This window comes from Bradyrhizobium tropiciagri, assembly GCF_018130505.1.
Taxonomy (GTDB): domain Bacteria; phylum Pseudomonadota; class Alphaproteobacteria; order Rhizobiales; family Xanthobacteraceae; genus Bradyrhizobium; species Bradyrhizobium tropiciagri_B.
On sequence record NZ_JAFCKH010000007.1, the window covers coordinates 319,032 to 340,771 of the forward strand.

Here is a 21,740-nt window from a genome sequence, read left to right on the forward strand (position 1 = left end):
GGTTTCTGCTTAAGAAAAAAGATGGATAATTCCCATGATCAAAACATTGATCGGCGCAGCCGCAGTGGCTGCCGTTGCTTGCGCTGTCGTTCCCGCTCACGCCGCCAAGCGCGGCGGCGTCGGCTGCAGCGGTGACAATCTCGGCAAGACCGAATCCGCCATCGAAGCGATGGCCGATAGCGAGGTCAAATTCGCGGCGGAGCGGGAGATGTCGCTGGCTCAGGATGCGATGCTCAATGGCCGGATGGGCGAATGCGGCATGCATCTGAGCAAGGCTGCGCACGCCAGCATGGCGAAGTAAGTTTGTACAATGCGATAAGGGCCGGTCGCCTGGGGCGATCGGCCCTTTGACTTGCCGCCGCCTTGCGCGAAAATGCGCTACGGCGCGCGCGCCAGCTGGGTGGCGAAATAGCCGATGGTCTTGGCGTAAATCTCGCTCTTGTTCCACTGCTGGATCACCGCGAAATTCTCGCTGCCGGGCTCCCAATCCTTGCCCTTCTTCCAGCCGTAGCTCTTCAGGAAATTCGCCGTGGAAGCGAGCACGTCGGGCACGTTGTGCAACAGGTCGCGCTTGCCGTTGTTGTCGAAGTCGACCGCGAACTTGATGTAGGACGACGGCATGAACTGGGTCTGGCCGAGCTCGCCGGCCCAGGCGCCGCGCATCTCCTGCGGCGTGAGATCGCCGCGATCGACGATGCGCAGCGCATCGAGCATCTCGGCCTTGAACATGTCGGAGCGGCGGCAGTCATAGGCCAGCGTCGCCAGCGAGCGAATGGTCGAGAACTTGCCGGTGTTGACGCCGAAATCGGTTTCCAGTCCCCAGATCGCGACCAGGATTTCCGGCGGCACGCCGTAGGTCTCCTCGACCCGCGACAGCACCGAGCCGTAGCGCTTCAGCATGTCGGAGCCGCGGGTCAGGCGCGGTGGCACCATGCGGCCCGAGAACTGCTCGAAGGTCTGGCTGAACACCTGCTGGGAGCGGTCGCGCGTCAGGATCGCCTTGTCCTGGGTGACGCCGGAAAGCCCGGCCTGGATCGCGTTCTGCGAGATACCCTTGGCCGCAGCCTCCTTCTTGAAGTCGTCGAGCCAGGCCTCGAACGTCCCGGTGCCGCAGGGGGCAGCCAGCGCCGGCGCCACCGATGTCACGAGCAAGGCACCGAGGGCGATCGTCGAAAAGGAAAGGCGAGAGGTCATAGGGTCGTTCACTCCGAAAGGCTGCGCTGTGATCGACATTGGTCGCGGAACCCGGCGTGCATGTTCGCAGCAACCGCGGCCAAAACAAGGCCCGTATCCGGCCCGTCGTTCCTCGGATAGCCCAGCAAACTTCACATCCGGTTGACGGCCGCCTAAAGCGCGACGTGCGACGAAAAACCGCCGGCCGAGGGTGGCCGGCGGCTGATGTCGAACCCGGACTGCTCACGATCGGGGCAGGTGCCTAGCTGCGATCGCTCCGGCGCCACGGGAAAAGGTTGGCCGGGAAATCGGCCGCCGGCTTGCGCTCGCGCGCTTCAGGAATCACCGGCCGCGCATTCGGATCCTTGACGATGACCGCGCGATACAGATGCCAGGTGGCGTGACCCAGCAGCGGCACCACCACGGCGAGGCCGAGGAAGAACGGAATCGTCCCCAGCACCAGCAGCACGGCGACGATCAGACCCCAGGCCAGCATCGGCACCGGATTTTGCGCGACGACGCGCATCGACATCGACATCGCTGCGCCGGCCGTTGCCTGGCGGTCGAGCATCATCGGGAAAGCCACCACGCTGATGCAAAGCGCCACCAACGCGAACAGGAAGCCGACGCCGCAGCCGACCACGATCAGCCACCAGCCTTGCGAGGTGGTCAGAATGCGCTCGGCAAAGTCGGGAACGTTGGCCGCGGTCTCGTAGCCGAACGCCGCCGTATAGATCGCCTGTGCGGTGGCGATCCAGGTCACGAACAGCGCGAACAGCAGCGTGCCGACCCCGAGCATCGCCCCGAACGACGGCGAGCGGGTCACCTGCATGGCGTCCCACGCGGAGGGTTCCTCGCCGTTCTCGCGGCGGCGGCTCATCTCGTAGAGACCGAGCGCCGCGAACGGGCCGAGCAGAGCGAAGCCCGCGGCGAGTGGAAACAGCAGGGGCAGCACGGAATATCCGTGCACCGTGCGCGCCAGCACGAGGCCGAGCACGGGATAGATCAGGCACAGGACGATGGCGTGCGTCGGGACCGCCTTGAAGTCCTCCCAGCCGAGCCGCAGCGCTTGATGCAGATCGGACAGGCCGATGGTCCGGATCACGGGCGCAGACGCGCCTTGCCCGCTCTCCGTGACCGTTGTGACATTGCCTTGATATGACGTGGCCATGGTCGTTGTCTCCCTGGCGGCCGCATCTTGCGCCCGCACACGGGCACAAGCGTGCCGCTCTCGTAGCGATCACGAGCAGAGCCAGACGCGAAAGACAAAGCAGGAACTGGCCATGTCGCGAACTGTACGACGAAGGGTACACCCAAACCGCGCCGGGCCAAAGGCTTTCACGCTCAAGTGAATGTCGCATTGGCAAGCTATGGAAGGGACGGTACAGTTTTAGCTGCGACCGCGGTCGGACGTGCCAGCGCCGTCCGGCCTTCACATCATTCAAGTCCAGTGGGAGCGAACGATGAGCATTTTCGGAAAAATCATGGGCGCGATCTTCGGCAGCAGCGCGAGCGCTGCACCTGCTGGCGGGGCGGCTGCGGGCGCAGCTCCCGCCGGTGGATCCGCCGGCAGCGCATCGTCTCCCGCCGCCGCGCCTGCGGCTGCTCCCGCCCAGACCGTCGACGTCGCTCCCATCCTCGACAAGGCGGTCGCCGCGAAGGGCGAGAAGCTGGAGTGGCGCACCTCGATCGTCGACCTGATGAAGGCGCTCGACATCGACTCCAGCCTGTCGGCCCGCAAGGAGCTCGCCAAGGAGCTCGGTTACACCGGCGACACCAACGACTCCGCCAGCATGAACATCTGGCTGCACAAGCAGGTGATGACCAAGCTCGCCGCCAATGGCGGCAAGCTGCCGCCGGACATCAAGCACTGACGGCACCGCTTCAGACACCAAGAGGGCCCGCCGCAGCGCGGGCCCTTTTTTATGGGGCAGGGAGCATCTATAGATCAGCCAACAACAACAAGGAGAATGCCCATGACTGATCTCGACCGCCGGACCATGCTGACGACCGGCGCCCTGGTGCTGGCCGGCGCCGCCGCGCAATCCGCGCCGGCCAGGGCGCAGGCCGGACCGAAGGCGATGTTTCCGATCCCGGCGGTGACGATCCCGATCGTCGGTGAAGCCGAGGTGTTCCAGGTCCGCCGCATCTACTGCATCGGGCGCAACTACGCGGCGCACGCGATCGAGCGCGGCTCCGATCCGACCCGCGAGCCGCCGTTCTTCTTCCAGAAGCCGACCGACGCGATCCAGAACGTCGCGATCGGCGCGGTCGCCGATCATCCATATCCGTCGCTGACCAAGAACTATCACCACGAGGTCGAACTGGTGGCGGCACTGAAATCCGGCGGCAGCAACATCCCCGCCGACAAGGCGCTGGAGCACGTCTATGGCTACGCGCTCGGCCTCGACATGACCCGGCGCGATCTGCAGAACGGCATGGCCGCCGAGAAGAAGCCATGGGAGATCGGCAAGAGCTTCGACCATGCCGCCGTGCTCGGGCCGATCCATCCGGCGAGCAAGACCGGTCACTTCACCCAGGGCGCGATCTCGCTCGCGGTCAACGGCACGGTGCGGCAGAACTCAGACCTGAAGAACATGATCTGGAGCGTCGCCGAGCAGATTGCAAAGCTCTCGGAAGCGTTCGAGCTGAAGGCCGGCGATATCATCTATTCCGGCACGCCGGAAAATGTCGGTCCGGTCGTCAAGGGTGACGTGCTGCTGTGCAAGCTCGAAGGCCTGCCGGACATGTCGATCAAGATCGTCTGAGCGATCCTGCGTCAGCCTGCGATGTCTGCATATTCCGGATGCTTGCGCAGGTAGTCGACCACAAAGCCGCAGCCGGCGACCACTTTGTGGCCGTCGGCGCGGATCAGCTCCAGCGCGCCCCTGACCAGCTCCGACGCGATGCCGCGGCCGCGCAGCGCAAGCGGGGTCTCGGTGTGAGTGATGATCACGGTCGACGGCGCCTGCCGGTAATTCGCAAAGGCGAGGCCGCCCTCGGTGTCGAGCTCGAAGCGGTTCTGGGCCTTGTTGTCGCGCACGATAGTCATCGAATATTCCCGGTTGATTCTCCCGGCCTGATGTAAGCGCGTGAACCCGTCGGCGCAAAGCTGCGACCAATCCGCAAATTAGCATTTGTGGATTGACGATATGCGCATTCTGGCTGGCCTGACCGCCGTTTTGCTCGGCGCCGCCCTGACGACCTCCGCCGCACCTCGAGCCTGGGCCGGCGATGACCCGAGCTGGCAGGCCTGTGTCGGCCAGGCAACGTCGCCCGGCGACCGCGTGGCGGCCTGCAACGCGGTGATCGAGGGCCGGACCGAGACCGGCAAGCGGCTCATGGCGGCCTATTGCAATCGCGGCCACGGCCTGACCGAGAAGCGCGAGCTTGATGCGGCGCTGGCCGACCTCAACGAGGCAATCAAACTCGATCCGGCCTATGCCTGCGCGTATACCAACCGCGGCCGCGTCTACGCCTTCAAGAAGGACCTCGACCATGCGATCGCCGACTATGACGAGGCGATCCGCATCGATCCCGCTTTCGCGCTGGCCTACAACAATCGCGGCGACGCCTTTTTCAACAAGGGCGATTTCGACCACGCGCTGGCGGACTTCGACCTCGCGATCAAGCACAACCCGAAGCTTGCGATCGCCTACGGCAATCGCGGCTTTCTCTACTACCGCAAGCGCGACGCCGCGCATGCGATCGCTGACTTCACGACCGAGATCAAGCTCGAGCCCAGCGTGCTCGCCTATATCAACCGCGGCAATGTCTATCGCGATACCGAGCAGCTCGACCGCGCCGCCGCCGACTATGGCGAGGCGGCGAGGATCGCGCCGACCGACGCGCGGGGCTGGCGCAACCGCGGCATGATCCGCCTGTTCCAGGGCGACAACAAGGGCGGGATCGCGGACTACGACAAGGCGCTGCAATACGATCCGAATGACGCTTACTCCTGGAACAACCGCGGCCAGGCCAAGCTGCGGATCGGCAACAGGCAGGGCGCCGCGGCCGACCTGCGCAAGGCGCTGGAGCTCAGCCCTGACCTCAAGAGCGCGCAGGAGGCGCTGGCAAGGCTCGGCGCGACGCGATGACGCTCGGCCGCCGTTGCCGCATCGCACACCGCGGTCAGGCCTTGCGGGCGGATGCGGTTCGATTACGTTTGATCTCAGACATACGCCCCCGCTGCGGCCGGATGGTCGTCTGATACGGAATGGGTTTGCCGGCCGCCGACGTATGCCCCTTTTCGGAGGAGGTTCGTCATGTCGGACATGCGTTTCTTCAGAATACACCGTCCCTGGGAGGACTGGGTCGGCATGCTGCTGGGCGTGCTGATCATGGTCTCCCCCTGGTTTCCGCTACAGGCTAGCGATAGCGTCGATGTCGAGCGCAGCCACCTGATCCTCAACTGCTTCGTGATCGGCATGCTGGTGCTGGGCGTCGCCCAGCTCGAATATGTCGCGCTGCAGCGCTGGGAGGAGGTGGCGAGCATCGTGCTCGGGCTCTGGCTGATGGCATCGCCGTTCGTGCTCGGCTATGCCGGCGATCAGGCGCTGCAGCTCTGGCACATCGCCCTCGGCGCGCTGGTCGTGGTGCTCGGCGCCCTGCAGCTCTGGCAGGACTGGAACCTGAGCGATCAGGACTTGGCCAAGCATCCGCAGTAGCCGGAGCGACGTTTGGTCTTCGGCCTTGGGACTGCGGGCGTCGCGGGGGCCTTGCGGGAGGCTGCGGCTTGGCGATAAACCGGGTCGCATGATCCCCCTTGCGGCGCTTGAAGACGCCCGGTCTCGACCGAGGAAACAGCTGATGACCGTTCTGACCCTGCCCAGTGTGTTGCGCGTATCGGCGGGGTGGCGATGAGCGGAACGGCCTCGACCGCGCCGCGCGGTGGCATCGCGCGGGTGTCGCGCCGGGTGATGAACCTCGCCTACATCCTGACCCAGAACGCCCGCCGCCACGGCGATCGCCCCGGCTTCATTTGGAACGAGAAGGCCTGGTCCTGGCGCCACATCGACCAGAACGTCTCGGCGCTGGCTGCGGCGCTCGCCGCGCGCGGCATCGTCAAGGGCGACCGCATCCTGGTGCACTCCAAGAACTGCGACGAGATGTTCTGGTCGATGTTCGCGGCGTTCCGGCTCGGCGCGGTCTGGGTGCCGACCAATTTCCGCCTGATGCCCGACGAGGTCGCCTATCTCGCGACAGCCTCCGGCGCCAAGGCATTCCTGTGCCACGCCGACTTCCCCGAGCATGCCAGGGCCGCAGCCAATCCCGCGCTCGAATTCACCTGGCGGATCGGCGAGGAGGGCAGCTTCGGCGAGGCAACGGTCGGCGACGTCATCGCCAGGCACGCCGGTGCCGACGTCGAGAACACGCCGGTCGAGTACGATGATCCCTGCTGGTTCTTCTTCACCTCCGGCACCACCGGCCGCTCCAAGGCGGCGGTGCTGACGCATGGCCAGATGGCGTTCGTGATCACCAACCATCTCGCCGACCTGATGCCCGGCACCACCGAGGACGACGCCTCGCTCGTGGTGGCGCCGCTGTCACATGGTGCCGGCGTGCATCAGCTGGTGCAGACCGCGCGCGGCGTGCCGACCATTTTGCTGCCCTCCGAGAAGTTCGATATCGCGGAGGCGTTCCGGCTGATCGCGAGGCACCGCGTCAGCAACATGTTCACCGTGCCGACCATCCTGAAGATGATGGTCGAGCATCCTGCCGCCGACCAGCACGACCATTCCTCGCTGCGCTACATCATCTATGCCGGCGCGCCGATGTATCGCGAGGATCAGAAGTCGGCGCTGGCGAAGCTCGGCGGCGTGCTGGTGCAGTATTTCGGCCTCGGCGAGGTCACTGGCAACATCACCGTGCTGCCGCCGGCGTTGCATCATCCCGAGGACGGTCCGCATGCGCGGATCGGCACCTGCGGGTTCGAGCGCACCGGCATGCAGGTCTCGATCCAGGGCGATGATGGCCGCTCGCTGAAGCCGTTCGAGACCGGCGAGATCTGCGTGATTGGCCCCGGCGTATTCGCCGGCTACTACGACAACCCCGAAGCCAATGCGAAGGCGTTTCGCGACGGCTGGTTCCGCACCGGCGATCTCGGCCACATCGACGCGGAGGGTTTTGTCTACATCACCGGCCGCGCCTCCGACATGTACATCTCCGGCGGCTCCAACATCTATCCGCGCGAGATCGAGGAGAAGATCCTGACCCATCCCGCGGTCGGCGAGGTTGCCGTGCTGGGCGTGCCCGACCCTTTCTGGGGCGAGGTCGGCGTCGCGGTCTGCGTCGCGCGCGAGGGCGCCGATGCCGTGGGCGAGGCGGAGCTGGCGGCCTATCTCGCGCCCAAGGTGCCGCGCTACAAGATGCCGAAGCGCTTCTTCTTCTGGGAGGCGCTGCCGAAGTCCGGCTACGGCAAGGTGCCGAAGCGGCTGATCCGCGACGAGCTCGAGGCGCGCGGGCTGCTCGAAGTGATCGCCAAATCGACGGGCGCGTGAGGCGATGCGCAGCATCGCCCAGCCCGGCGCTCCGCTTGCCGAGCGCATCCAATGGGTCGCGGCCCGCGGCCGCACCTTTTCATGCGTGCTCGAAGCCGGCATTCCCTTGCTCGAGGCTGTCCGCCGCGGCTTTGCGTCGGAGGGCTTTTCCAGCGGCGTGCTCAGTGCGAAGGGCGGGGCGCTCGGACCATTCGCTTACGTGATGCCGGCGCTGTCGAAGGACGGCGCCAACGCCGCGTTCTACAGCGAAACGTTTCGCCCCGCCGGCGTCACGCGGCTGAAACTCGCGGCGCTGACCTTTGGCATGCGCGACGGCGCGCCGTTCTTTCACTGCCATGGCTTATGGACCGAAGCCGACGGCCGCTTCAACGGCGGACACATGCTGCCGGAGGAGACGATGGTGGCCGAGCCGTTCGAGGTCAGCGCGTTCGGCATCGACGGCGCGATGTTCCTGGCCGAGCCCGACAGCGAGACCAATTTCAAGCTGTTCGGTCCGGTCGCGGCAGCCCCGGCGGATGTGAAGACCACCAGCCGCGCTTTTGCGCTGCGGCTGCGGCCCAACCAGGATGTTTCCGGCGCGCTGGAGGGCTTCTGCCGCCAGCACGGCATCTTGCGCGCGCGGCTGCATGGCGGCGTCGGCTCGACCATCGGCGCCGTCTTCAGTGACGGAAACAGCGTGGTGCCGTTCGCGACCGAACTCGCGGTGACCGCGGGCCAGGTCGCGCCCGATGCCAACCGGCGCCTGCGCGCCAGCCTCGATGTCGCGCTGGTCGACTATCTCGGCGGCACCGCCGAGGGCCACCTGGTGCGTGGCGACAACCCGGTGCTGATGACGATGGAGCTCGTGCTCGAAGTGCTGGAGGAGGCGGAGCGGGTGTAGCCGGCAAGCTTTCGCCGCATAGCCTGCCACACAACGCGGCGTCATCACCCGGCCTTGACCGGGTGATCCAGTATTCCAGAGGCAGTCGTGCTTGAGCCCAAACGCCGCGGCGTACTGGATCGCCCGGTCAAGCCGGGCGATGACGGCGGTGGCTGGGATGCAGGCTCGGCGCTACCGCCGCTTGCGCACGTGAATGTTGATGTCGAGGTCGATCTCGCTGACGCAGGTCTGCGCGCTGCGATGCGAGCCGCCCTCGTGCCACCGGCCCTTGCGCAGGCTGATGTCGCTGACATTGGCGAGCCGCAGGCAGCGCCATTGCGGCACCTCGCCGGAGCTCTCGCCGGCGAACTGCCACGCAAGCACGACTTCCTCGCCGCTTTTGTTGCGGCCGATGATGTGCGGGCAGAGCTCGCGCGGCTTGCCGTCGTAGCTGCAGACGATTTGGTGTTCGGTGCTGATCGCCGTGCGGAAAAGGGCGTAGGCGGTGCCTGCCATAGTGTCGGTCATTTCCAATTGCGAGGGCTTCAGCACGAACGGCGGAAGGCCCGTCCCGATCCCTGTGGCAAGATGTTCTTGTTACGTTCTTGACGCGGTCAACCCAATCTGCGATTGTATCGCAGCAATTGCGTGACGTACTGGGGTGGGAAGTGGCGCGGCGAAACCTCACGATCAATATGCCGGCGCCGTATCTGAAGCGCGTCTGGCTCGATCCGGCGCGCATTCCAGACCGTAATGTCTATCCATTCGTCTTGCCGCTGCTGCGTGACGATTTCGAGCTGTCCTTCGACAGCGCGATCACCATCATCGTCGGCGAGAACGGCACCGGCAAATCGACGCTACTGGAAGGCATCGCCGTGATGGCCGGCTTCGATGACGCCGGCGGCGGCAAAGGCTACCGGCCGGTCGACCATTCCAGAGCGCTGGAGAAAATGGGCGGCTCGCTGGCCTCGGCGCTGCGCGGCAGCTGGCTGCCCAGGATCACCAATGGCTGGTTCTTCCGCGCTGAAAGCTTCTTCTCGGTGGCGCGCTATCTCGACGAGGCGGCGATGGACGTCAGCGCGTTGCCGCCCAATTTCCTGTCGCATTCCCACGGCGAAGGTTTTCTGCGCTTTTTCGAGGAGCGCTGCCAGCGGCAGGGCATCTTCATCTTCGACGAGCCGGAGTCCGCGCTGTCGCCGTCGCGCCAGATCGAATTCTTGAAATTGCTGCACCGGATGCATGACATCGGTCACTGCCAGGTCATCATGGCCACGCATTCACCTGTTCTGATGGCCTATCCCAACGCAACGTTGCTGCGGCTGACGAGAGGCGGGTTGGAGCCGATCGGCTTGAAAAGCACCGATCACTACAAACTGATGCGCGCGTTCTGTGAGGACCCGGAGGGATTTGTCGCGGACGCACTGACGGAGGCTGCGGATTAGCATGGCACGACGACGAATTCGTCCGACCACGCTGCAGGCGCCATATCTCAGGCGGGTCTGGCTCGATCGTGCTGCGATCCCTGATGAAGAGGCCTATCCGTTCTGCCTGCCGATCTTCCGGGAAGAGTTCGATCTCAGCTTCGAGACCGCGATCACCATCATCGTCGGCGAGAACGGGGCCGGGAAATCGACGATCCTTGAAGGCATCGCCGCACTGGCGAACTTCAACAGTGACGGCGGTGGCAAGGGTCATCGGTTTGAAGACCATGCCGGCATCGAGGTGACGGGCGCAGAGCTTGCCGACGCGATGCGCGCGGCCTGGGTGCCGAAGGTCCCGTATGGCTGGTTCTTCCGCGCCGAGACGTTCTTCTCGGTCGCGAGATACCTCGACCGCTCGGCGGTCGCCGCACAGGAGGATCTCGGAGAGGTGGCGGATGAGGCGCCGCAAGACGCGCCCGACTATCTGTCGTTCTCGCACGGCGAGGGCTTCATCGCCTTCTTCGAGGAGCGCTGCCAGAAGCAGGGCATCTACATCTTCGACGAGCCGGAATCGGCGCTGTCGCCGGCGCGCCAGATCGAATTCCTCAAGCTGCTGCGCCGCATGGATCAATCGGGCCAGTGCCAGGTCATCATGGCAACGCACGCGCCGATGCTGATGGCCTATCCCAACGCGACGCTGCTGCGGCTGGGGAAATACGGGCTCGAGCCGACCACCATCGAGCAGACCGATCATTACCGGGTGATGCGCGAGTTCTGCGCCGACCCGCGCGGATTTATCGAGGCCTCGATCGAGGAGTAAGGTCGTCGCGGGGCTTGCCTGTCGGAGAAGAAGCCGGCCGCCGCGACTTCGCTCTGGTGCAAGAAGCCCTTCGCCACCTGGTCCAGAATGCCGCACCTAAAAACCGGCCGGCGCTGGGTGGCGCGGGCCGAATAGAGAGCGAGGAGACGGGATGAGGAGGACGATCGCGAAGGCTGCCGTCGTGGTGGCGGCGCTGGCTGTGCTGGGGGCTGCGTGGGCGCACGGGCCGACCCGCCAGAAGGTGCGGGAATCGATCGAGATCGACGCGCCGCAGGCCAAGGTGTGGGCGGTGATCGGCAATTTCCAGGACATGAACTGGCTTGCCGGCGTCACCAAGACCGAGGGCGAGAAGGGCAACGAGATCGGCGCGACGCGGCGGCTGACGTTGGGCCCCGGCGCCACCGTCGACGAGGAGCTCTACAAATACGAGCCCGACATGATGAGCTATTCGTACCGGATCACGGCGGTCGACGTGAAGGTGCTGCCGGTCACCAACTACTCCTCGACGCTGACGGTGTCGCCGGCGCCGGACGGCAAGACCAAGCTGGAATGGGCCGGCGCGTTCTATCGCGGCTTCCCGAACAACGACCCGCCGCCGGAGCTGAGCGACGAGGCCGCGGTCAAGGCGGTGAGCGGGCTCTACCGCGCCGGGCTTGAGGGGTTGAAGAAGAAGATCGAGAGCGGCAGCTAGAGCATGATCCGGAAAAGTGTGTAGCGGTTTTCCGAACGGATCATGCTCAAGCTAAGAGCCATGCGGGTCCTCGCACTGCCGCTGACGTTGCTCCTCGGCCTCGGCCTCGGCGCCGCGCGGGCCGAGGAGGCGTTCGTCACCAATCAGCTGAGCGACGACCTCAGCGTCGTCGATCTCGCCACATCAAAGCCGGTCGCGACCATCGCGATCGGCGGCAAGCCGGCCGGCGTCGCCGTCACCGCCGACGGCCGCTTTGCCTATGTGACCAGCCCCGACGCCAAGGCCGTGACCGTGGTCGACGCTGCGGCGCGCAAGGTGGTCGGCCGCGTCGAGGTCGGCGGCGGGCCGCTCGGCATTGCGGTCGCGCCCGACGGCGCGACAGTCTATGTCGCCGACTGGTACGCCGCCGCGGTGAGGGTGATCGATGCCAGGGAGCGGCGAGTGACGGCCAGCATCGCGGTCGGCGCCTCGCCATCGGGGCTCGCCGTGACGCCCGACGGGCGCCTGCTGCTGTCGGCGGACCGCGACGACGACAGCGTGTCGATCATCGACACCGCCTCGCGCGAGCGGCGCGGGATCGTGAAGGTCGGCACCCGGCCGTTCGGCGTCACCATCGACGCCGAGGGCAAGCGCGCCTACACCGCCAATGTCGGCAGCAACGACGTCTCGGTGATCGACATCGCGACCGCCCGCGAGACCGGCCGCGTCCATGTCGGCCTGCGTCCCTACGCCGTGGCGCTGGCGCAGGGCCGCGGCTTCGTCACCGACCAGTACGACGGCACCGTCAGCGTGTTCGACCTCGCGACGCTGCAGCCGCTGAAGCGGATCACCGTCGGCGACTACCCCGAAGGCATCGAGGCGACCGCCGACGGCAAGCGGGTCGTGGTCGCGAACTGGGAGAGCAACACGCTCACCCTGATCGATGCCGCCGAGCTGAAGGTCGTCGGCGAGATCAAGGTCGGCGACGGGCCGAGGGCGTTCGGGGCGTTTCTCAGACGGACGGAGTAGGGGCGGCATCCGCGGCGCGGGGCGGGTTAAAAGACGTAACCTGCCCACGCCTCCCAAAATGTCGAAAAACAACCCCATGCAAAGTAGCAGGCGGCCGCATGTACCCGGAAAAGGCTTGACGCGTCGGGCAACTCAGTAATATCTTCCATTATTCCGAAATTCTGCAAGCGGTCGCCGCCACGCAACAGCCTTGCCGTGTTGGCAGCTCCCTCCATCGTCATTGCGCGGAGCCCGTCATCGGACGCGCATTCGCGCGGCCCGTTGGCTCGCCGGGGCGGCGGGCGTATGATGCCGGCAAATGCCAGGAAACAGGGAGAATGCCATGCATCATACCTTGGTGCCCAGTGACCGGGTCGAGCACGTCAACGTCTACGGGCGCGACGGCGCGAAGCTCGGTTCGATCGAGCGGCTGATGCTCGACAAGCTGACCGGGACGGTGGCCTACGCCGTCATCAAGACCGGCGGGCTGCTCGGCAGCCACCACCACTATCCCGTCAAATGGACCGCGCTGCGATACGACACCGAGCGGCTCGCCTATGAGGCCGAAGTGTCGCTGGACGATTTGCGGGCCGGCCCGTCCGAGTTCGACGGTGACGAATTCGACTGGGGCGACCGCTCGCATACGTATAAGCACCCGAATTATTGGGCGGTGTAGGGCGGAGGGCAGGTTAGTCAAAGCCGAAAGGTCGTCGAAAGAACGGCGGAGTGCGCTTCGCTATCCGCCCAACGCTTGCTTGGTTCACATTGGCCTTGTGCCGTTCCTCTCGATGCATTGCAGCAAGCTTGCAAAGTCGTGATAAGAGTATCAATCTTGGGTTGTCATAAGAGCATGGGGATTAGGCCATGACTAAGTCAGATGACCCGCGCAAGAACGGTGCCGCTGAGGAAGAAATCTTTTCGGCTGGCGCCACTCACGTCGAAATAGATGGTCTGGATCCGAAAGCGGCTCTTCGAATCATCGAAGCCGACAGCAAAGCGGGTCGTTTTGGCAGAGCTTCCGGCTTCTGTTTTGTAATTGCCGGGCTGATGTTGATCCTTCTTGGTGCAGCAGGTGGAACGACGATTGCGGTGTCACTAGTTGGACTCTCCATAAACCTTAACGACGCAGCACCTGGCATCGTGTTGGCAATTGTCGGGCTAAGTCTTTACTTTGTGTACCGGCCTAACGTCACAATAGTTTCGAAGAGAAAGTAGCGGTGCGCGGCGTCTTAGCGTCTGCCAAAGCGGCGATCTTTGCGGCATTCTTCTTTGCATCCGGCGCGATATGCTATCTACTTTTGTTGCTCTACGCGTTTGTTGCATATGTGCTTGTTCTGTTGGCTACCGGCATTTTTATGGCTCTAATTCTTGCCGTGATCCCGATCACGCCCCCACGTGAGGGATATGCCTTCGATATTTATCTCCTCATATTGCTGCCGATAAATTTCTTCATGTTGGGGGCTTTCACGATCGGAACGCTTTTGACGTTCATTTTTTCACCGTCCAGAATCTCTCAAGCTATCTCTGCATCGTCTCCAATTCCTGGCGCGAAGTTGCAGGCCGTCATGATGCGAGCATCGGATGTACTTCGCTTGCCACCCTTTACCAGGGTTATTCCATGCGCCGATTTCTATGTTGGCGTACTCAAGGTAGGACATCGTTCAGTCTTGTGCATCGATCCGGATCTCATCGATGTGGTCGGCGAAAACAGGGTAGCTTCCATACTTGCTCACGAATATGGTCACCTGCAGCCGGGCCGTTCCATAAGCTACGGATTCATCAGGCGAGCCATGATCTCAGTTAATTTTCTTCGGGCTGAGCTGCTCACCGAAGATGAGACCACTATCTTTCGAAGAACAGTCCGAATTGTGACTGCAATTTTTCCACCTGTGTTAAAGGAAGGAAGCCGCGGCGTGAGCCACCATCTTGGGAGGCTGTTCTATAGATTCTACGCTGTCTGGATAAAATTGCTAACGAGTGCGTATAGGGATGAATTCCACGACGCTGAGTTCTCCGCGGATGCGTTTGCATATAGCGCGTTTGGTCAAGAATTTCCGACTGCTTTGATGGAAGTTGCAATCCTTCAGTACGTCAACAAGAGCCGTCAGCTTGAGCTCAATGATGAGAAAATCCTTGAAAACTGGCCGATAGCTTACCGGTCTGTTTCAGCCAGTCATCCATCGCTGGAAGAGCGAATTCAGAGGTTGGGAGCGGAGGAGCTAGCAAATGCAGGAAGGCAGCGAGAACTTACCCTGAAGTACCTTCGTTTGGGCGGGGCTACGCCGCCCATCGTTCAAGCGAGCATCCCTTTACTGCAATCGCTTTGCTTCGACGAATTTCCGAATCCCGAAAAAATAAAGACGCCTTGCAGTTATCCTGACTAGGTACGCCGTTCAGGGCTGCACACGCTCAAGCCCAATGTCGACACTGACGCAAACGTGCTACTCCGCAGCCTCGCTCGCCGTGCCGCTCTTCCGCGGCTTGCTGTTCGCCTTCTTCAGCACCGGCGCCAAGAACTTGCCGGTGTAGCTCCGCGGAGCCTTCACGATGTCTTCCGGCGGGCCCCAGGCGACGATTTCGCCGCCACCGTCGCCGCCTTCGGGGCCGAGGTCGATGACCCAGTCTGCGGTCTTGATGACTTCGAGATTGTGCTCGATCACGACAACCGTGTTGCCCTGGGCGACCAGCTCGTGCAGCACTTCGAGCAGCTTGGCGACGTCGTGGAAGTGCAGACCGGTGGTCGGCTCGTCCAGGATGTAGAGCGTGCGGCCGGTGGCGCGCTTTGACAGTTCCTTGGCCAGCTTGACGCGCTGGGCTTCGCCGCCCGATAGCGTCGTGGCCTGCTGGCCGACGTGGATGTAGTCGAGGCCGACGCGGTGCAAGGTCTGGAAGGTCTCGCGCACACGCGGCACCGCCTTGAAGAACTCGGCGGCTTCCTCGACGGTCATGTCGAGCACGTCGGCGATGCTCTTGCCCTTGAACAGCACCTCGAGCGTCTCGCGGTTGTAGCGCTTGCCCTTGCAGGTGTCGCAGGTGACGTAGACGTCGGGCAGGAAGTGCATCTCGATCTTGATGACGCCGTCGCCCTGGCAGGCCTCGCAGCGGCCGCCCTTGACGTTGAACGAGAACCGCCCCGGCTCGTAGCCGCGCGCCTTGGCCTCCGGCAGGCCGGCGAACCATTCGCGGATCGGCGTGAAGGCGCCGGTATAGGTCGCGGGGTTTGAGCGCGGGGTGCGGCCGATCGGCGACTGGTCGATGTCGATGATCTTGTCGATGTGCTCGAGGCCCTCGATGCGGTCGTGCGGCGCGGCGCCCTCGCTGGCATTGTTCAGCTTGCGCGCGATTGCGCGGTACAGCGTGTCGATCAGCAGCGTCGACTTGCCGCCGCCGGAGACGCCGGTGACGCAGGTGAACAGGCCGAGCGGGATCTCGGCCGAGACGTTCTTGAGGTTGTTGCCGCGGGCGTTGATGACCTTGATGGTGCGGCGATGGTTCGGCGGCCGCCGGTCGGGCACCGGCACCGAAAGCTCGCCGGTGAGGTATTTGCCGGTCAGCGACTTCGGATTGCGCATGATCTGGTCGGGCGTGCCTTCGGCGACGATGTGGCCGCCATGCATGCCGGCGCCGGGGCCGATGTCGAGCACGTAATCGGCCAGCCGGATGGCGTCCTCGTCATGCTCGACCACGACCACGGTATTGCCGAGGTCGCGCAGCCGCTTGAGGGTGTCGAGCAGGCGGGCATTGTCGCGCTGATGCAGGCCGATCGACGGCTCGTCCAGCACGTAGAGCACACCCGTGAGCCCCGAGCCGATCTGCGAGGCGAGGCGGATGCGCTGGCTCTCGCCGCCGGACAGGGTGCCGGAGGAGCGCGACAGCGTCAGGTAATTCAGGCCGACGTCGAGCAGGAAGGTGAGGCGCTCGCGGATCTCCTTGAGGATGCGCGCCGCGATCTCGTTCTGCTGCGCGTTCAGCGCCGCGGGCACCGTCTCGAACCATTCGCCGGCGCGCTTCACCGAGAGCTCGGAGATGTCGCCGATATGCTTGCCGCCGATCTTGACGCACAGCGCCTCCGGCTTCAGCCGGTGGCCGTTGCAGCCGGCGCAGGGCACGTCGGAGAAATACTTGCCGAGTTCCTCGCGCGCCCACTCGCTCTCGGTCTCGCGGTAACGGCGGTTGATGTTGGTGATGACGCCCTCGAACGGCTTCTTGGTGTCGTAGGAGCGGACGCCGTCCTCGTAGGAGAACTTGATCTCGTCGTCGCCGGACCCGTGCAGCAGCGCGGTCTGCACCTTCTTCGGCAGATCCTTCCACTTGGTGTTCAGCGTGAACTTGTAGTGCTTGCCGAGCGCGGTCAGGGTCTGGACGTAGTAGGGCGAGGACGATTTCGCCCACGGCGCGATCGCGCCCTTGCCGAGCGCCAGCTCCTTGTCGGGGATGACGAGGTCCTCGTCGATATGCTGCTCGACGCCGAGACCGCCGCAGGCGGGGCAGGCGCCATAGGGATTGTTGAACGAGAACAGCCGGGGCTCGATCTCGGGAATGGTGAAGCCGGACACCGGGCAGGCGAACTTCTCCGAGAACAGGATGCGCTCGGGCCCGCTCTTGTCATGGATCTTCGCGGTCTTCTTCTTGTCGGCCTTCGCCTCGTCCTGCGCTCCGGCCGCCGCGGGCGCGTCGGCGTATTCGATCACGGCGAGGCCCTCGGCGAGCTTCAGCGCGGTCTCGAAGCTTTCGGCAAGGCGCTGGGCGAGGTCGGGGCGCACCACGATGCGGTCGACCACGACGTCGATGTCGTGCGGGAATTTCTTGTCGAGTGTCGGCGCCTCCGACAACTCATAGAATGTGCCGTCGATCTTGACGCGCTGAAAACCCTTCTTGAGGTACTCGGCGAGCTCCTTCTTGTACTCGCCCTTGCGACCGCGCACGACCGGCGCCAGCAGATAGAGGCGGGTGCCTTCCGGCAGCGCCAGCACGCGGTCGACCATCTGCGAGACGATCTGGCTCTCGATCGGCAGGCCGGTGGCGGGCGAATAGGGCACGCCGACGCGGGCCCACAGCAGGCGCATGTAGTCGTAGATCTCGGTGACGGTGCCGACGGTGGAGCGCGGGTTCTTCGAGGTCGTCTTCTGCTCGATCGAGATCGCCGGCGACAGGCCGTCGATCTGGTCGACATCAGGCTTCTGCATCATCTCCAGGAACTGGCGCGCATAGGCCGACAGCGACTCGACGTAGCGGCGCTGGCCCTCGGCATAGATCGTGTCGAACGCCAGCGACGACTTGCCGGAGCCGGACAGGCCGGTGAACACGACGAGCTTGTCGCGGGGAATCTCGACGTCGATGTTCTTCAGATTGTGTTCGCGCGCGCCACGGATCGTGATGGCACGCGATGAGGAGCCGGCGGTCTGTTGGCGCTTCGCCTTGAGCACTTCATCCATAGCGACAGTTCCGGGCGCGTGAGCGGGCGCCTTTTTGGGCGCGCATCACCGGTGATGCCGGGATCATGCGCCGATGGGTGTGAAGACTGGAACGTAGGAAGAACGGAGGGGAATTTCCAGTGCCATGTTGATTCCATCAACGGATAGTTCGCCGGATGGCAGCAGGCGTCAGCAGCGGGAGTTCCGGTCGAGAGACCGTCCAAAGGACGGTGACGAAACCGGCAACGAAAAAGGCCGGCGCGAGGCCGGCCTTTGCGCTGAAGATCGTTATTGCGATCAGTACTTGGCGACCACCGGGCCGGTCCAGTTGAAGTGATAGTTGATGCCCACCTTGAGGGTGTGGAAGGTGTCCTTCCACTCCGAACGGTTGGTCACGACCGGCGAATACTGCAGCGTGCTCGTGCCGAGGTCGATGTAGTTGTACTCGATCTTGCCCGACCAGTTCTGGGCGAACATGTATTCGACGCCGGCGCCGACTGTCCAACCCCAGCGGGTGTCGCTGGTGACGGAGGAGTTGGCCGCGCCGCCGTTCAGCGCAGCATCGTAGCGGTGCTGGATATCACCGACCGCGGCACCGCCGCTGACGAACCAGAGCGCGGGACCGGCGGCATAGCCGAGGCGGCCCTTGATGTCACCGAAGCTGCGCAGCTTGGTGTTGTAAGTGTCGAGCAGACCGGCGTTGATCTCGGCCGAGCGGCCGTTGATGTCGGACCAGTGATAGTCACCCTCGAGGCCGAACACGGTGTTGCCGAACTGCCAGTTGTAGCCGACCACGCCGCCGGCGAAGCCGCCGCTGGTGTCGTAGTTCTGGCTGCCGATGAAGCCCGGGGCGTTCGGCGCGCCGATGAAGGTCTCGTCGCTGCGGCCCCAGCCGCCACCGCCCTGAACACCGAGATAGAAGCCGTTCCAGGTCAGCACGGGGGCAACCATCGGCGGCGCCTTGGTGTAGGGACGCGCGGCAAGATCGGCGGCCGATGCGGACGAGACGCCGAGAGCGGCAAGGCCAGCGACGGCGATCAGGATTTTCTTCATGTGTGGTTATCCCCAGTTCGCGATTCTGCGATTGAGATAACAACTACCACGCGAGTGCCGCGACGGCTGTCGCTTGGAAGCAACAGCCGTTTACAGATTGCGGCGGAACTGGGGGGCTCTTGTCCGAGGTTGGGCAGGCAGCTGCGGATTTCCGGCAAAGCAGGCGGATTCGGATCGGTATGAGACAGGGTCCGGCAATCAAAAGGCCGGGCAGAGGCCCAGTCTTTTCTTCGCCTCTCGTGCGTCAGCATTTCGCGACGACCGGCCAAACAAAAAGGCCGGCACAATGCCGGCCTCTTCGTTGGCTATATCCGATCGCGCGATCAGTACGTGTTCGATCAGTACCTTTGATCAGTACTTGGCGACGACCGGGCCACCCCACTTGTAGTTCACGCGGACCGTGACGAGGTCGACGTCCTGGCGCTCGCGGATGGTGCTGAACAGCGCGCCGGCCGGGGTCCTCAGAGTGTAGTTGTGGTCTTCCATGAACAGATGGTCGTACTCGATGCCGGCGGTCCAGTTCGGCGCAAAGCCGACTTCGATGCCGGCGCCGACGGAGGCACCCCAGCGGGTGTCGTCGGCGCTGCCGGCGAGCACGCCGGTCGGCGTGAAGTAGGTGTTATAGCGATTGTCGGTCACCGCCGCGCCGCCCTTGGCGTAGAGCAGCACGTTGTTGATGGCGTAACCGATCTGGCCGGTGAACAGGCCGAACGCGTCGATCTTGCTCTGGTTGTTGAAGATGCCCGGGAACAGCGCCGCGTTGTTGCTGCCCTTGAAGTCGGCCCAGTTGCCCTGCGCCTCGAGGCCGAATACCCAAGTGCCTGCCTGCCAGCGGTAGCCGATCTGGCCGCCGGCGGTGCCTCCGGTCGCATCATGGCAGCCGTCCGATCCGATGGACACGCCACCCGGGGTCTGATCCCAGCAATTGTGGCTCGAACCCCAGCCGCCGTTCACGCCGATGTAGAAGCCGGTCCAGTCGTAGACCGGCGCGAGCACCGGAGGCGGTGCTTTGGTGTAGGGGCGGGCAGCGAGGTCGGCAGCGGCGGCGGGCGCGGCGAACGCCAGCAAAGCGACCGTGCCCAGCAAAAACTTCTTCATTATCAATCTCCCAGATCGGGATCGGCTTCGCAATTGTCCCTGAAGCAGCGACCCCAGACGCGAGCGCCCGCGCCATTGGTCGCATCTATATGCTGATTCAACCGAAAAGACCGTCTCCCAAATGCAACACTCGCGGAAGAAGTGTAGCGTCCGTAAGTCTCTGGCTCTGCTTTACTTTTTCGGTGACGCGGTATGCGGGCCTGGGATCGGCCGCGCCGCCTTTGCCTCACTCGTTGCTACGGAGAGTTGTGGTGAACAAAACTGGAACAGTGCTCGCTACGATGCTATATGCGGTGTGGATAACGCGGAATAGACGCGCGACGGCGAAGGCGGCGAGCCGGGGTCGGCGTATAGGGTCGTTCGCGACGCCTGCAGTAAGTGGCGAAGGTTGAGAGTGGCAGCCGATGTCCGGCCGCCCGGTGAGTGGAGATGAAGCGATGGCGGGAAGCGTGAACAAGGTGATTCTGGTCGGAAATCTCGGCAAGGATCCGGAGATCCGGCGGACGCAGGACGGTCGTCCGATCGCAAACCTCTCCATCGCCACGTCGGAGACCTGGCGCGACAAGGGCACCGGCGAGCGCAAGGAAAAGACCGAGTGGCACCGCGTCGTGATCTTCAACGAGGGCCTCTGCAAGGTCGCCGAGCAGTACCTGAAGAAGGGCGCCAAGGTGTACATCGAGGGCCAGCTGCAGACGCGCAAATGGACCGACCAGAGCGGCGTCGAGAAATACTCGACCGAAGTCGTGCTGCAGGGCTTCAACTCCAACCTCACCATGCTCGACGGGCGTGGCGGTGGAGGCGGCGGCAGCTTCTCCGATGACGGCGGCAGTGACTTCGGCTCGTCCGGTCCGGTCTCTTCCGCGCCGCGCCGTCCGGTCGCCGCCGGCGGCCGCAACAGCGACATGGACGACGACATCCCGTTCTGACGGGCGGTCAGGCTTTCCAGCATTCCATCGGGCGCTGCTGGGCTCCGTGACGATTCATCGCGCGGAGCGGTGCCGTGATGTGGTCTGCCAATTCTGTTATGTGGATTATGAGGATAACCACATAACGCCTTGGTAGAGGCTCCGATTGTGGCGGGCCATTTGCGCTGTTTCCCGCGACTTTGACACAGGTCGATGTTAATGATATTTACATCGACCTGCGGCGTTGGCGCTGTTGCCGTGCCGCGCCTGAAGATCGAGGGTTGCCCATGAGCCTCGCGCCTCTGCTCGATGCCGCGCCTGCGATCCCGCTCCACGCCCTTGCCGCGATGGCCGCCTTCGTGCTCGGCTCGGTCCAACTCGCAGCTCCCAAGGGCACGCTGCCGCACCGGACGCTGGGCTGGATCTGGGTGAGCCTGATGCTGGTCGTGGCGCTGAGCTCGTTCTGGATCCACGAGATCCGCCTGCTCGGGCCCTGGAGCCCGATCCATCTGCTCTCGATCTTCTCGCTGGTCATGCTGGCGGTCGGCGTGATTGCCGCGCGTTCGCACAACGTCCGCCGCCACAAATCCACGATGATCGGCATCTTCTTCGGCGCGCTGGTGATCGCCGGCCTGTTCACCTTCATGCCCGGACGCATCATGCACGCGGTGGTTTTCGGGCATTAGAAGCGCGCTGATGGGCGCGATTTCCAGCGCCGTCGGCCGGGTCGGCGCCGCGCCATCCGGGAACCTGCAAGGTGCCCCGTAAGTGCATGAAAAAACGAAGGGAAAAACGGCTTGCCTTGACCGCGCGAGGGTG

Annotated in this window: 23 protein-coding genes; 16 read left to right on the forward strand and 7 right to left on the reverse strand. The window is 64.1% G+C overall.

The features are described 5' to 3' along the window. The first annotated feature begins 34 nt into the window (after positions 1–34). Complete coding sequence (locus JQ633_RS19780; RefSeq protein WP_211986730.1) at positions 35–301, forward strand: hypothetical protein; 267 nt, start codon at positions 35–37, stop codon at positions 299–301. Between the two features lie 77 nt (positions 302–378). Here JQ633_RS19780 and JQ633_RS19785 read toward each other — a convergent pair whose 3' ends face one another. Next, positions 379–1,194, reverse strand: coding sequence for a lytic murein transglycosylase (locus tag JQ633_RS19785; protein ID WP_211986731.1), 816 nt, complete (start codon positions 1,192–1,194; stop codon positions 379–381). 241 nt (positions 1,195–1,435) lie between these two features. After that, positions 1,436–2,344: a DUF2189 domain-containing protein gene (locus JQ633_RS19790; RefSeq protein ID WP_211986732.1), complete on the reverse strand. Its 909-nt coding sequence runs from the start codon at positions 2,342–2,344 to the stop codon at positions 1,436–1,438. A gap of 292 nt (positions 2,345–2,636) precedes the next feature. Here JQ633_RS19790 and JQ633_RS19795 point away from each other — a divergent pair, with 292 nt between their 5' ends. Continuing rightward, positions 2,637–3,047, forward strand: coding sequence for a DUF3597 domain-containing protein (locus tag JQ633_RS19795; protein WP_211986733.1), 411 nt, complete (start codon positions 2,637–2,639; stop codon positions 3,045–3,047). 102 nt (positions 3,048–3,149) lie between these two features. Continuing rightward, on the forward strand, positions 3,150–3,941 hold the full coding sequence (locus tag JQ633_RS19800; protein ID WP_211986734.1) for a fumarylacetoacetate hydrolase family protein: 792 nt from the start codon (positions 3,150–3,152) through the stop codon (positions 3,939–3,941). A gap of 11 nt (positions 3,942–3,952) precedes the next feature. Here JQ633_RS19800 and JQ633_RS19805 read toward each other — a convergent pair whose 3' ends face one another. Beyond that, the gene (locus tag JQ633_RS19805; protein WP_211986735.1) at positions 3,953–4,225 is read right to left on the reverse strand and encodes a GNAT family N-acetyltransferase; all 273 of its coding nucleotides are present in this window, start codon (positions 4,223–4,225) and stop codon (positions 3,953–3,955) included. 100 nt (positions 4,226–4,325) lie between these two features. On the opposite strand from JQ633_RS19805, the gene JQ633_RS19810 reads away from it, so the two are divergent. The 4 genes from JQ633_RS19810 (at position 4,326) to JQ633_RS19825 (ending at position 8,553) form a co-directional block, all read left to right on the forward strand. After that, positions 4,326–5,270, forward strand: coding sequence for a tetratricopeptide repeat protein (locus JQ633_RS19810; RefSeq protein ID WP_211986736.1), 945 nt, complete (start codon positions 4,326–4,328; stop codon positions 5,268–5,270). A gap of 168 nt (positions 5,271–5,438) precedes the next feature. Then, complete coding sequence (locus tag JQ633_RS19815; RefSeq protein WP_211986737.1) at positions 5,439–5,840, forward strand: SPW repeat protein; 402 nt, start codon at positions 5,439–5,441, stop codon at positions 5,838–5,840. A 192-nt stretch (positions 5,841–6,032) separates the two neighbouring features. Continuing rightward, on the forward strand, positions 6,033–7,673 hold the full coding sequence (locus tag JQ633_RS19820) for an acyl-CoA synthetase (protein ID WP_211986738.1): 1,641 nt from the start codon (positions 6,033–6,035) through the stop codon (positions 7,671–7,673). Positions 7,674–7,677: 4 nt separating this feature from the next. Continuing rightward, a complete protein-coding gene (locus JQ633_RS19825) occupies positions 7,678–8,553 on the forward strand; it encodes a PCC domain-containing protein (RefSeq protein ID WP_211986739.1) in 876 nt (291 codons plus the stop codon). Positions 8,554–8,724: 171 nt separating this feature from the next. Here JQ633_RS19825 and JQ633_RS19830 read toward each other — a convergent pair whose 3' ends face one another. Next, complete coding sequence (locus JQ633_RS19830; RefSeq protein ID WP_211986740.1) at positions 8,725–9,060, reverse strand: hypothetical protein; 336 nt, start codon at positions 9,058–9,060, stop codon at positions 8,725–8,727. Positions 9,061–9,227: 167 nt separating this feature from the next. Between JQ633_RS19830 and JQ633_RS19835 the strand changes: the two genes are divergently transcribed. From JQ633_RS19835 to JQ633_RS19865, 7 genes are all read left to right on the forward strand, one after another. Further along, positions 9,228–9,974 carry an AAA family ATPase gene (locus JQ633_RS19835; RefSeq protein ID WP_249159504.1) on the forward strand — a complete coding sequence of 249 codons (747 nt, stop codon included), beginning with the start codon at positions 9,228–9,230 and terminating at the stop codon, positions 9,972–9,974. Position 9,975: 1 nt separating this feature from the next. Continuing rightward, positions 9,976–10,773, forward strand: coding sequence for an AAA family ATPase (locus JQ633_RS19840; protein ID WP_211986742.1), 798 nt, complete (start codon positions 9,976–9,978; stop codon positions 10,771–10,773). Between the two features lie 151 nt (positions 10,774–10,924). Then, entirely contained in the window at positions 10,925–11,464 is a 540-nt protein-coding gene (locus JQ633_RS19845) for an SRPBCC family protein (protein ID WP_211986743.1), read from the forward strand. A gap of 60 nt (positions 11,465–11,524) precedes the next feature. Beyond that, entirely contained in the window at positions 11,525–12,472 is a 948-nt protein-coding gene (locus JQ633_RS19850) for a cytochrome D1 domain-containing protein (RefSeq protein WP_211986869.1), read from the forward strand. A gap of 322 nt (positions 12,473–12,794) precedes the next feature. Beyond that, complete coding sequence (locus JQ633_RS19855) at positions 12,795–13,127, forward strand: PRC-barrel domain-containing protein (protein ID WP_211986744.1); 333 nt, start codon at positions 12,795–12,797, stop codon at positions 13,125–13,127. Positions 13,128–13,315: 188 nt separating this feature from the next. Beyond that, the gene (locus tag JQ633_RS19860) at positions 13,316–13,666 is read left to right on the forward strand and encodes a hypothetical protein (protein WP_211986745.1); all 351 of its coding nucleotides are present in this window, start codon (positions 13,316–13,318) and stop codon (positions 13,664–13,666) included. Between the two features lie 2 nt (positions 13,667–13,668). Continuing rightward, positions 13,669–14,835 (forward strand): M48 family metalloprotease, encoded by a 1,167-nt coding sequence (locus JQ633_RS19865; RefSeq protein WP_211986746.1) that lies wholly within the window; start codon positions 13,669–13,671, stop codon positions 14,833–14,835. A 57-nt stretch (positions 14,836–14,892) separates the two neighbouring features. On the opposite strand, the gene uvrA is transcribed toward JQ633_RS19865, so the two are convergent. The 3 genes from uvrA to JQ633_RS19880 all read right to left on the reverse strand — a co-directional run bounded on the left by uvrA (position 14,893) and on the right by JQ633_RS19880 (position 20,016). Further along, positions 14,893–17,886: an excinuclease ABC subunit UvrA gene (gene uvrA / locus JQ633_RS19870; protein WP_211986747.1), complete on the reverse strand. Its 2,994-nt coding sequence runs from the start codon at positions 17,884–17,886 to the stop codon at positions 14,893–14,895. A 276-nt stretch (positions 17,887–18,162) separates the two neighbouring features. Continuing rightward, complete coding sequence (locus tag JQ633_RS19875) at positions 18,163–18,918, reverse strand: outer membrane protein (RefSeq protein WP_211986748.1); 756 nt, start codon at positions 18,916–18,918, stop codon at positions 18,163–18,165. Between the two features lie 351 nt (positions 18,919–19,269). Continuing rightward, positions 19,270–20,016, reverse strand: a complete 747-nt coding sequence (locus JQ633_RS19880) for an outer membrane protein (protein WP_211986749.1) — start codon at positions 20,014–20,016, stop codon at positions 19,270–19,272. A gap of 437 nt (positions 20,017–20,453) precedes the next feature. Here JQ633_RS19880 and JQ633_RS19885 point away from each other — a divergent pair, with 437 nt between their 5' ends. Further along, the gene (locus JQ633_RS19885; protein WP_211986750.1) at positions 20,454–20,942 is read left to right on the forward strand and encodes a single-stranded DNA-binding protein; all 489 of its coding nucleotides are present in this window, start codon (positions 20,454–20,456) and stop codon (positions 20,940–20,942) included. Between the two features lie 266 nt (positions 20,943–21,208). Then, on the forward strand, positions 21,209–21,607 hold the full coding sequence (locus tag JQ633_RS19890) for a DUF2306 domain-containing protein (protein WP_211986751.1): 399 nt from the start codon (positions 21,209–21,211) through the stop codon (positions 21,605–21,607). The last annotated feature ends 133 nt before the right edge of the window (positions 21,608–21,740 follow it).